Source organism: Streptomyces sp. NRRL B-24572 (assembly GCF_002156145.1).
Taxonomy (GTDB): Bacteria; Actinomycetota; Actinomycetes; order Streptomycetales; family Streptomycetaceae; genus Streptomyces; species Streptomyces vietnamensis.
Genome location: NZ_MWIG01000389.1, coordinates 1 through 11143, shown reverse-complemented (window position 1 = coordinate 11143; position 11143 = coordinate 1). Strand labels below are relative to the sequence as shown.

Below are 11143 nucleotides of genomic sequence, written 5' to 3'. Positions count from 1 at the left end.
CCCCGGGCCCCGCCCGGGGGCCCCGGCCCGCTCGGTGCCCGATGAAAGGTTGCTCGTGAAGACGCCCTACACCGCCGGGCCGGACATCCACGTCCTTCCCTCGGCCCTGCCCATCCCCGGTCTCGGCGACCAGCCGGTGAACGCCTTCCTCGTACGGTCCGGACAGCCGCTCCTCGTGGACACCGGCATGCCCGTCGACCGGGAGGGCTTCCTGGACTCCCTCTGGTCGCTGATCGACCCGGCCGATCTGCGCTGGGTCGTCGTCACCCACGACGACCGCGACCACACCGGCGCGCTCGCCCGGATCCTGGAGGCCGCGCCGCACGCGAAGGTGCTCGCCAACGCGATATCACTGACGCGAATATCGGAAGAGTTCAGCATTCCCCAGGAACGGGTAGTAACCGCGAACCCGGGAAGTCGCGTGAAAGTCGGCGATCGTGAGCTGAGTTTTCACCGGCCGCCCACCTTCGATTCACCGGGAACCCTCGCCGTGTTCGACCATTCCGATGGAACGCTCTACAGCTCCGACAGCTTCGGCACCGTCGTCGAAGAAATTCGCCAGGACTTCACCGACCTTTCCGAGGAGGAATTCTTCCACGGGTTCGAGGTACTGAACCGGGCCATCGCCCCGTGGACCGCACTGGTCGACGAGGCGAAGTTCCTCCGGCCCGTGCACGAACTGGCCGCGCTGCGGCCCGCACGACTCCTCAGCGCCCACGGGCCGACCGTCGAGGAGGCCGCCGTACCCCGGCTCTTCGACGCGATGGCCCGCATCCCGTCCCTGCCCGCCTGGCTGCCCGACGCCGACCTCGACCTCGAGGCGGCGCTGGACGCCCACGAGTCCACCGCCGGCTGAGCACCGCTCCCCGCCCGCGCACCCGAACCGAGGAGAACCATGTCCGACCCGACCACCGCCGATCTGACCCCGCCGCGCGGAGTCGTCACCGTCTTCTCCGACATCTGGTGTTCCTTCGCGCACATCGCCATCCACCGGCTGCACGCCACCCGGGCCCGCCTGGGCCTGGAGGAGCAGGTCTCCTTCGACCTGCGCGCCTTCCCCCTGGAACTGCTGAACGACGCCCCGAGCCCGCGCCCCGGCACGGACAGCGAGGTCGCCCGGATGGCCAGCCTCGAGCCGGCCGCCGGCTGGCAGCTGTGGCAGGCCAAGGACTGGCTGTACCCCTCGACGACGCTGCCCGCCCTGGAGGCGGTGCTCGCCGCGAAGGAGCAGAGCCTGAACGCCTCGGAGCAGCTCGACCTCGGGCTGCGCCGGGCCTTCTGGGCCGAATCGCGCTGCATCAGCCACCGCAAGGTGATCCTGGACGTGGCCGCGGAGACGGGCGCCGTCGACGTCGACGCCCTCGCCGAGGCCCTGGACGACGGGCGGGCCCGCCGGGCCCTCTCCGACCAGGCCGCGCTGTCCAGGAGCGACCGCGTGAACTGCAGCCCCCACCTGTTCCTGCCCGACGGCTCCGACCACGCCAACCCCGGCATCGACGTGGGCTGGGAGGGGGCGTACGGCATCGGCTGGCCGGTCATCGCCTCCGACGACCCGAAGGTGTACGAGGACATCCTGCTGCGGGCCGCCACGGAATAGACGGACAAGCCGCCGCCGGCGGTCGAACAACAGGAACGACGGCCAGGCATTCCTATCCGCGGAATGCCTGATCGTCGTTCCTTTTTTTCTGCCGTAAAACATCGCGGTGATTATTAATTGCGTGACCCCGCCGTTATTCGCAAGGCCGCTCGAAGCTCCTACAGTTTTTTACGCCGCCGGAATTCCGGACGAGTTTCGTATCGAAAGCAGGAGTTCTTCATGTCGTTGACCGACAAGGCAGACGTCAGCACCTTCGTCGACCTCACCCAGCACGAGATCGAGGCCCTCAAGACCCGGTTCAACCTGGCCGACGCCCACACCCACCAGCGTCAGTCCGCCTCGCAGGAGCGGATCGTCTCGCGGCTCCCCGAGCTCTGGCACGAGTCCGAGTCGAAGCAGCAGGCCCACTTCGAGCGCCAGTTCGTCGACGCCTTCTTCCGCCTGCACCAGCAGCCCACCGCCCGGGCGATGGACCGCACGCTCCTCTCGTACTCCGCCAGCGTCTCCACGATGGTGGCCGGCATGTTCCTCAAGCAGCGCGGCATGTCGGTGCAGCTGGTGGAGCCCTGCTTCGACAACCTGGTCGACCTGCTGCGCAACATGCAGGTGCCGCTCGGGCCGGTCGACGAGTCGGTGCTGCACGACAAGGACGCCATCTACGACCGTCTGGTCGAGTCGATCGACGCGGACGCGATCTACCTGGTCGACCCGAACAACCCGACCGGGTTCACCCTGCTCGCCGAGAAGCTGGAGGGCTTCGCCGAGGTCGTGCGCTACTGCGTGGACCACCACAAGGTCCTGGTGATGGACTTCTGCTTCGCCTCCTTCGCGCTGTGCGACGAGGGCATCGGCCGGGTCGACATCTACAAGCTCCTGGAGGAGTCCGGCGTCACCTACATGGTCATGGAGGACACCGGCAAGACCTGGCCGATCCAGGACGCCAAGTGCGCCATGATCACCGCCAGCCGGGACATCCAGGAGGAGGTCTACAACCTCCACACCAGCGTCCTCCTGAACGTGTCTCCGTTCGTCCTCAACATGGTCACGCAGTACATCGAGGACTCCATCAGCGACGGCTTCGCCTCGGTCCGCGACATCATCAAGACCAACGGCGACGCCGCCCGCGCCGCCCTCGACGGCACCATCCTGGAGTTCCAGGAGCCGGTCGTCGGCACCAGCGTCGCCTGGTTCCGCATCAAGCCGGAGCACCTGACCGCCACCCAGCTGCAGGCCGTCCTCTTCGACGAGGAGGTGTACGTCCTGCCGGGCACCTTCTTCTACTGGAACACCAAGGAGAAGGGCGAGCGCTTCGTCCGCCTGGCCCTGGCCCGCGAGCCCGAGGTGTTCGCCGGCGCGATGGAGCGGATGCGGAAGGTGCTCGAGCGCTATGCCGGCTGACACCACCCCCGAGACCGTCGGGCACGCCCCCACGGTGTTCGTCGACGCCACCCTCTTCATGGGCATGCACAGCGAGGACGACGCCGTCCGCACCGCCGCCAAGTCCTTCTTCGCGGCCCGTCTCGCCGCCGGGGACGCCGGCCGGGTCGTCATGAACTGGGAGCAGGTCGGCCGCTGCGACGACCTCGTGTGGGGCTACGAGCGGAAGGTCCAGGACGAGTACTACCCGTTCATGGACGTCCTCCACACCGACCTGGCCATCGACCGCGTCCCGTACGACGAGGACGACCTGCGGCGGGCCTTCACCACCCCCGCGCTCGAAGGCCTGCCCACGCACGAGCGCCTGCTCCTCGCCCAGGTCATCGGCCGGGGCGGGGCGCTGCACACGGCGAGCCCCCGGCTGCTCGGGAGGGCCGACCTGCCCGTCGTGCCGCTCGGCACCGGCGCGGAGCCCGCCTTCCCCGCGTACCTGGAGGACCTCTACCGGCGCTCGCTGGTGCTGACGGTCGACTCCGACACCCTCTGAACACCTTCCGAAGGGCACCCACTCATGCCTGGCACCTACTCCGGGACCGTCGTCCCGCTGATCACCCCGCTCGACGAGCACGGCACCGTCGACGAGCAGAGCGTCGTCCGCCTCCTGGACCACATCAGGACCGAGGTCACGGGCCTCATGCCGGCCCTGACCTCCGGCGAGGGCTGGAAGCTCGACGCCCGTCAGTGGCAGGACGTCGTCACGTACACCGTCAAGCACGCCGACGGCCTGCCCGTGCTCGCCGGGATCCAGCTCCCCGACACCGCCTCGGTGATCGACCGGGCCCGCACGGCCGCCGAGATCGGCGCCGACGCCGTCGTCGTCACCACGCCGTTCGGCGCCGACGTGACGCAGGAGCAGATCGTCGAGCACTACCGGGCGATCCGCGCGGCCCTCGACATACCGATCTTCCTCTACAACGAGGAGGCGCTGTCGGGCAATCGCATCGAGTTCGAGACCCTGATCCGGATCTGTGAGGAGATCCCCGGGATCGTCGGCATCAAGGAGTCGAGCGGCGACGCCGCCTTCACCCGCCGGATGGCCGAGGCCGGCACGGGCATCCCGGTCTTCGAGGGCTGGGAGAACCTCCTCGTCGACGCCCGCGGCATCCAGGGCTTCATCGGCCCGCTGGCCAACCTCGAACCCGGCCTGTGCAACGCGATGCTGGTCGACCCGACCCCGGACCGCCAGGCCGAGATCAACACCGTCTGCGAGAAGTACGGCGTCTTCCTCGACGACTGGTACCGCTGGGTCAAGAAGGAACTCCACGCGCGCGGCGTGATCAGCTCCCCCACCACGCACGAGGAGGCGAAGGCGGCATGAGCACCACCCCCGCCTCCGCGGTTCCGGTGGCCGCGCACTCGGTCGCGGCCCCGGCCGCGACCGCCCAGCGCGAACTCCACGCCCTCTACCGGAGGGTGCCCAACCTCGGCGACTACGGCTCGATGACCGCGATCGAGGAGCGGTGGATCCTGCCGAAGGCACGGGCCTACGAGTCCTCCGCGCCCCGGTTCGGCTCGGCCGGCGAACTGCTCCAGGCACTCAAGGAGTTCCTCGCCGAGGAGGAGGCCGCCCTCCCGGAGAGCGCGGTCTTCCTCGCCGAGCACGCCACGCTCGACCAGTTCAAGGTGATCGTGCGGCAGTTCGCGCTCGACGGGCTCACCGAGTCCGAGTCGCTGCTCCCGGTCGTCCCCCGGCTGCCGTACCGCTCGGCGATGGCGGTCTTCCGGGTCCTCATCGACGAACTCGGCTGCGGCAACGAGGAGAAGGCGCACTCCCAGCTCTACCGGGACCTGCTCACCGAGCTCGGCATGAGCCTCGACCTCGACGACTACCTCGACGAGACGGCACCGGAGTGCTACGCGTACGTCAACATGTTCCACTGGCTGGCGAGCCGGGCGCCGTCCCCGCAGTACTTCCTGGGGGCGTACGCCTACTTCGAGACCAGCGTCCTGTACGCCTTCCAGAGCTTCGCCCGCGCGGCGCGGCGCCTGGGGATCGTCAAGGACGCCTACTACACCGAGCACCTCTACATCGACTCGTACCACAGCAATCACATGCGTACGGCGATCAGGGCGCTCGACGAGCCGGACCTGGCGAAGATCTGGGCGGGCGTGCGGCTGGCCTCCGACATCGTCGGCGAGGCCACGGAGACGGCGATCGCGCGGGCGCGGGAGACCGTCGCATGACGGCCGTGCCCGCCGGACGGCGGGGCTCCGGCGAGCCCGTCGTCCGCCAGGTGACCGAGGACCTGGTCCTGGTCGAGGTCGGCGGCCGCAAGGTCCTCGCGGCCGCCCTCTGTCCCCACCGCGGGGGCCGGCTCAAGTACGGCAGGGTCGACGGGGACAGGCTGCGGATCACCTGCCCCCTGCACCACACGACCTTCGACCTGACCAGCGGCGAACGCATCTCGGGGGCGGCCTGCGCCGCCCTCCGGGTGGTCGACGTGCTGCCCGGCCAGGACGAGCGTCCCGAGGTCCCCTCCGGGGGCGCCTCATGACCACCACACCGACCGGGGCGGCGTCCACCGCGACGCCGCCCCGTGCGGCGGTCGACCACGACGGCATCGCACCGGTGCCCGAGGCGGAGCGCACCTCGACGCCGGCCGACTTCGGCTGGATCTGGCCCTCCGCGCAGTTCTCGTTCGGCACGGTGGTGCTCGGCGCGCTGCCCGTGGTCTTCGGCCTGGGCTGGTGGGCTTCGGCGACCGCGATCGCGGCGGGCGTCGCCGTGGGGACGGCGCTGCTCGCGCCACTCGCCCGGTTCGGCGTCCGCACCGGCACCAACGATCCGGTGGCGAGCGGGGCGCACTTCGGGGTGCGGGGCAGGGTCGTCGGCAACCTCATCACGGTGGTGACGGCGCTCGGCTTCTTCGCGATCGCCGTGTGGACGGGCGGCACGGCCGTGATGGTCGCGGGGCACCGACTGCTCGACACGCCGACGGGTCCGGGCGCGCTGACCGTGGCGATGTTCGTGACGGCGGCGGCGGTCGCGCTCGTCGCCGTGCGCGGCCACGAGACGCTGGTCCGCACGTACCGGATCACGGCGGTCACCGGCGGGGCGGTCCTGCTCGGCACCGCGCTCGTGCTCGCGCCGGAGTTCGACGCGGGGTACGCCGGCGGGAGCCTGGCTCTGGACAGCACCCTTCAGACCTGGCTGCTCGCGGCGACCGCGTCCGCGACCGTGCCCCTGTCGTACGCCACCTTCCAGGGCGACTACACCCGCTACATGCCGGCCTCCACCCCCACCGGCCGGGTGGTGCGGGCGAGCGGGATCTCGATGTTCCTCAGCAGTCTCGCCGCGCTGCTCACCGGCGCGTACGTGACGACGCTCTTCCCCGTGCCCGACGAACCCTGGCTGCAGGGCCTGACGGACGCGGTGCCGGGCTGGTTCGCGGTGGCGGTGGTCGTCTTCGGCTTCGCGGGCACCCTGCCGCAGGCCGGTCTGTGCCTGTACGCGGCCGGACTCTCCGCCAACTCGGTCTTCTGGCGCTCCTCGCGGGCCGCCGTGACCACGGTGGTCGCGCTGCTCGCGGCGGCCGTGCTGTACCTCGGGGCGGTGGTGTACGACGCCATGGACGCCATGTCGGCGTTCGTGACGCTGCTGCTCACGGTCGTCGCGCCGTGGGCGGCCGTGCTCTCCGTCGGGTACGTGCTCCACCGGGGCCGGTACGACGCGGAGGCGCTGCGCGCGTTCGCCACGGGCGGCGGCGGGCGCTACTGGTACACGGGCGGGGTCAACCCGAGAGCGGTCACGGCCTTCGCGATCGGCTCCGCCGTGGGCGTCCTGTGGGTGAACAACCCGCTGTACACCGGCCCGTTGACGGGCCTCACCGGCGGGGTCGACCTGAGCCTGCCGGCCTCTTTCGTGGTCGCCGCCGTGCTGTACGGGGCCCTGTGCCGGGTGTGGCCGGAGCCGCTCCTTCCGCCGTCACGAGCTGCGAGGTGATGATGTCCGTGCCAACGGTCCGGCTGACGGTCCGGTCGGTCGTCGAGGAAGCGGAAGGCGTACGGGGGCTGCTCCTGGCGGATCCCACGGGCGCCGACCTCGCGCCCTGGGAGCCCGGAGCCCATCTGGAGGTGACGCTGCCGTCCGGGGCGGTCCGGCACTACTCGCTCTGCGGCGACCCGGCCGACCGGAGTGCGTACCGGCTGGGGGTGCTGCGCGAACCGGCGGGCCGGGGCGGCTCCGAGGAGCTCCACACCGCCGTCGGGGAGGGCACGCCCCTCGGGGTGCGGGGCCCGTTCAACCGGTTCCCGCTGGTGCCCGCCGAGCGGTACCTGTTCGTCGCGGGCGGCATCGGCATCACCCCGCTCCTTCCGATGATCCGCTCCCTGCCGCCGGGTTCGTGGTCGCTGCTGTACGGCGGCCGGAGCCTCGCCTCCATGGCGTACCGCGAGGAGCTCTCCGTCCTGCCCGGGGTCACGCTCGTCCCGCAGGACACGGAGGGCCTGCCCGACCTGGACGCCGTCCTGGCCGGGCAGCCCGCCGGGACGGCCGTGTACTGCTGCGGCCCGGAGGGGCTGCTGCGGGCGGTGGAGGAGCGGTGGGCCGGGCCGCTGCACGTGGAGCGGTTCGGGGCGGCGGACCCCGTCGAGAAGTCGCCCGGCGAGGGCGGTTTCGAGGTCGAGCTTCGGCGGACCGGGCGGGTCCTGCGCGTGGAGCCCGGACGGAGCCTGCTCGACGCCGTGCGGGAGGTGGTGCCGGGTGTCGCGTACTCCTGCGAGGAGGGCTGGTGCGGCACCTGCGAGACGAAGGTGCTCGCGGGGACGCCCGAGCACCACGACTCCGTCCTCGGCGAGGAGGAGAAGGCCTCGGGGGCGACGATGATGATCTGCGTGGGGCGCTCGCGCGGCGGGCGCCTCGTCCTGGATCTGTGACGCGGCGTCCTCCGATACGCGGATGCCCGTACCGGTGGGTCTGCCGGTACGGGCATCAGTCCGTCAGGGGGCACCGTCAGGGGTCAGAAGACGACCAGGGCGCGACCGCCCTTGCCCGCGAGCATGTTCTCGAAGGCTCCCGGGATGCCGTCCAGGGTGATCCGCTCGGTGACGAGGGCGCCGAGGTCGAGCCGGCCGGCCCGGATGTGCTCGGCGAGCACCGGCAGGTCCTCGGCCGGGTTCGAGTTGCCGTAGACGCAGCCGGCCAGGGTGCGGCCCCAGTGGAAGATCTCCAGGGCGTTGAAGGTGACCTGCTGGTCCTTGCCGCCGATGCCGACGACCGTGGTGCGGCCGCCGCGCCGGGTGGATTCCCAGGCGGTGCGGATGGTGACGGCGCGGCCGACGCACTCGACGGCCACGTCGACGCCCTGGCCGCCGGTCAGCTTCCGGATGTCCTTGGCGGTGGTCTCGGAGGCGACGACGTACTCGGTGGCCCCGGCGGCCCGCGCGAGCGCCTCCTTCTCCGGGGAGACGTCCACGGCGACGATCGTCGACGCGCCCGCGATCCGGGCCGCCTGGAGGGTGGCGAGGCCCACGCCGCCGACGCCGAAGACGGCGACGGTCTCGTTCCTCCGGACCCGGGCCGAGTGGTGGACGGCGCCCCAGCCGGTGAGGACGGCGCAGCCGAGCAGGGCGGCGTCGGTGAGCGGCACCCCGTCGGGGGCGGGCAGCACGCAGTTCGCGGCGACGACCGTCTCCTCGGCGAAGGCGGCGACGTTGAGTCCGGGGTGGAGGTCCCTGCCGTCCTCGGTGCGGGCGTGGATGTTCGCCGCGCCGGTCAGGGCGTTCGCGCAGAGCCAGACCTCGCCGAGCGAGCAGGGGTGGCAGCTGCCGCAGGACGGCGCCCAGTTGAGGACGACGCCGTCGCCGGGGGCGACGTGGGTGACGCCCTCGCCGACGGAGACGACGGTGCCGGCGCCCTCGTGGCCGAGGACGGCCGGGACGGGCACGCGCATGGTGCCGTTGGACAGGGAGAGGTCGGAGTGGCAGACCCCGGCGGCGGCGAGCCGGACCCGGACCTGGCCGGGGCCGGGCTCGGGGAGTTCGATGCCGATGATCTCCAGGGGAGAGCCGACGGCGGGCAGGACGGCGGCGCGGATCACGCTGTTCGCTCCTTCTGCGCTCAGAACTGGAGGGACTTGGTCGTGAGGTACTCGGCGAGGCCGTGCGCGCCGAGTTCCCGGCCGACGCCGGACTGCTTGTAGCCGCCGAAGGGGGCCAGCGGGTTGAAGCGGCCGCCGTTGATGTCGACCTGGCCGGTGTCCATGCGGCGGGCGAAGGCGACGGCCTCGGCCTGCTCGCCCCAGACGGCTCCGCCGAGGCCGTAGACGGTGCCGTTGGCGAGGGCGAGGGCCTCGTCCTCGTCCTCGTACTTCAGGAGCGAGACGACGGGGCCGAAGATCTCCTCCTGGGCGATGGTCATGTCGGCCGTGACGTCGGCGAAGACGGTCGGGGAGACGTAGTAGCCGGTCTCGCGCGGGGCCTCGGGGCCGCCGGCGACGAGCCGGGCGCCCTCCTCGACGCCCTTCTCGATGTAGCCGCGGACGCGCTGCTGCTGCTTGGCGTTGACGAGGGGGCCGACGCGCTCGCCGGGGACGTACTTGGCGACGGCCTCGGCGGCGAGCGCCACCGCCTCCTCGTACCGGTCGGCGGGGATCAGCATCCGGGTCCAGGCGCTGCACGTCTGACCGGAGTTGGACATGACGTTGGCGATGCCGACGGCGACGGCCTTGGAGAGGTCGGCGCTCGGCAGGATCACGTTGGCGGACTTGCCGCCGAGTTCGAGCGCGACCCGCTTGACCGCCCCGCCCGCGAGGGCGCCGATCTTCTTGCCCACGGCGGTGGAGCCGGTGAAGGAGACGAGGTCCACGTCGGGGTGCTCGGCGAGCGCCTGCCCTGCGACCGGGCCAAGGCCGGTGACCAGGTTGAAGACGCCGGCCGGGATGCCCGCCTCGTGGACGGCCTCCGCGAAGAGCTGCGCGGTGAGCGGGGTGTCCTCGGCGGGCTTGAGGACGGTGGTGCAGCCGGCGGCGAGGGCCGGGGCGACCTTGGCGACGACCTGGTGGAGCGGGTAGTTCCAGGGGGTGATCGCGGCGACGACGCCGACCGGCTCGGCGTAGACGGTGGAGTTGCCGACCTTCTCCTCGAAGGGGTGGGTGGCGGCGAGTTCGGCGTACGAGCCGGCGACGGCGATCGGCAGTCCGGCGTGGACGGCGGCGGCGAGCTGCGGCGGGGCGCCGAGCTCGGCGGTGACGGTGGCGGCGATCTCCTCGGCGCGGGCGGCGAGCGCGTCACGGAGGGCGGCGATCCGGGCTCCGCGCTCGGCGGGCGGGGTGGTGGCCCAGCCGGGGAGCGCGGCGCGGGCGGCACGGACGGCGGCGTCGACGTCCTCGGCGGTGCCGGCCGGGACGTGGGCGATGACCTGCTCGGTCGCCGGGTCGATCACCGGGATGGTGTCCGTGGAGGAGGCGGGGCGCCACTCCCCGCCGATGTACATCGCGTCGTGGGCCTTCATCCGCTGTCTCCTCACGTTGCCGCTTCCTCGTCCGCCCCAAACTAGCGCTGTTAGTTTTCTGGCGCCAGGGCCCGCCGGAGTGCCCCCGGTCTCACCCGGGGGCACGCCACGGCGTCGCTCGATCGTGCCGCCCCGGTCCGGGCCTTGTCCACGTCGGTCCTGTACAGGAGTACGCCCCTGGAACTGGCGGATGCCCACCCTCGCTCGGGGCCCGCATCCGGCTGGACGACCGCCCGCGACGGGCGCGGGGCGGCTGCGGGAGGCGATCGACACGGGCCGCCGGGCGCCGGCGCTCGCGGAGCGCCCGGGCGATCGGACGGCGACGGTCTTCGAGCGGGCGAACCTCGCGGAACTCCACCTCCTGGTGGAGGAGGTGGACGCGGCCCGCGAGCTCGCCGGGACGGCGGTGCGGGACACCGGTTCGCACACCGGGTGGTGCGCGCCGTACGCCCTGGTGGCGCTCGGCCGGGAGCGGGAGTCGGCGGCCGGGTTCGAGCGGGCGACCGCCCTGGCGGAGGCCCTGCCGTGTCCGGCGGGGCCGGCGAGTGGCATGGGCCCGTGGGGTGCGGTGGGCGGACGGCGCACCCGGGACGGTCCGACCCCGCACACGCCCCGGCCGACGGAGCGGCTGGATTCCGTCGGCCGGGGCGTGTGCGGGG

11 protein-coding genes and 1 pseudogene are annotated in these 11143 nt (G+C 72.1%); 10 read left to right on the top strand and 2 right to left on the bottom strand.

The features are described from left to right. From CCN56_RS23005 to CCN56_RS22965, 9 genes are all read left to right on the top strand, one after another. Positions 1-856: MBL fold metallo-hydrolase (locus tag CCN56_RS23005; protein ID WP_256962097.1), on the top strand; the 856-nt coding region annotated here is incomplete at its 5' end. A 39-nt stretch (positions 857-895) separates the two neighbouring features. Beyond that, positions 896-1597: a DsbA family protein gene (locus tag CCN56_RS23000; RefSeq protein WP_041128444.1), complete on the top strand. Its 702-nt coding sequence runs from the start codon at positions 896-898 to the stop codon at positions 1595-1597. Positions 1598-1816: 219 nt separating this feature from the next. Further along, positions 1817-2995, top strand: coding sequence for an aminotransferase class I/II-fold pyridoxal phosphate-dependent enzyme (locus tag CCN56_RS22995; RefSeq protein ID WP_086829586.1), 1179 nt, complete (start codon positions 1817-1819; stop codon positions 2993-2995). Further along, on the top strand, positions 2985-3521 hold the full coding sequence (locus CCN56_RS22990; protein WP_086829585.1) for a DUF6190 family protein: 537 nt from the start codon (positions 2985-2987) through the stop codon (positions 3519-3521). The genes CCN56_RS22995 and CCN56_RS22990 overlap by 11 nt, the downstream gene beginning before the upstream one ends. A 24-nt stretch (positions 3522-3545) precedes the next feature. Continuing rightward, positions 3546-4352: a dihydrodipicolinate synthase family protein gene (locus tag CCN56_RS22985; protein ID WP_086829583.1), complete on the top strand. Its 807-nt coding sequence runs from the start codon at positions 3546-3548 to the stop codon at positions 4350-4352. Then, positions 4349-5218 carry an iron-containing redox enzyme family protein gene (locus tag CCN56_RS22980; protein ID WP_086829582.1) on the top strand — a complete coding sequence of 290 codons (870 nt, stop codon included), beginning with the start codon at positions 4349-4351 and terminating at the stop codon, positions 5216-5218. Before CCN56_RS22985 ends, CCN56_RS22980 begins: the two co-directional genes overlap by 4 nt. Beyond that, on the top strand, positions 5215-5529 hold the full coding sequence (locus CCN56_RS22975) for a Rieske (2Fe-2S) protein (RefSeq protein ID WP_086829580.1): 315 nt from the start codon (positions 5215-5217) through the stop codon (positions 5527-5529). The genes CCN56_RS22980 and CCN56_RS22975 overlap by 4 nt, the downstream gene beginning before the upstream one ends. After that, a complete protein-coding gene (locus CCN56_RS22970) occupies positions 5526-6977 on the top strand; it encodes a cytosine permease (RefSeq protein WP_086829579.1) in 1452 nt (483 codons plus the stop codon). Before CCN56_RS22975 ends, CCN56_RS22970 begins: the two co-directional genes overlap by 4 nt. 2 nt (positions 6978-6979) lie before the next feature. Next, positions 6980-7909, top strand: a complete 930-nt coding sequence (locus tag CCN56_RS22965; protein WP_086829590.1) for a PDR/VanB family oxidoreductase — start codon at positions 6980-6982, stop codon at positions 7907-7909. 83 nt (positions 7910-7992) lie between these two features. Here CCN56_RS22965 and CCN56_RS22960 read toward each other — a convergent pair whose 3' ends face one another. Beyond that, positions 7993-9072, bottom strand: a complete 1080-nt coding sequence (locus tag CCN56_RS22960) for a Zn-dependent alcohol dehydrogenase (RefSeq protein WP_086829577.1) — start codon at positions 9070-9072, stop codon at positions 7993-7995. A gap of 20 nt (positions 9073-9092) precedes the next feature. After that, positions 9093-10484 (bottom strand): aldehyde dehydrogenase family protein, encoded by a 1392-nt coding sequence (locus CCN56_RS22955; RefSeq protein ID WP_086829575.1) that lies wholly within the window; start codon positions 10482-10484, stop codon positions 9093-9095. 190 nt (positions 10485-10674) lie between these two features. Between CCN56_RS22955 and CCN56_RS22950 the strand changes: the two are divergent. Next, positions 10675-11143: pseudogene (locus CCN56_RS22950) on the top strand (LuxR family transcriptional regulator); the annotation flags it as partial.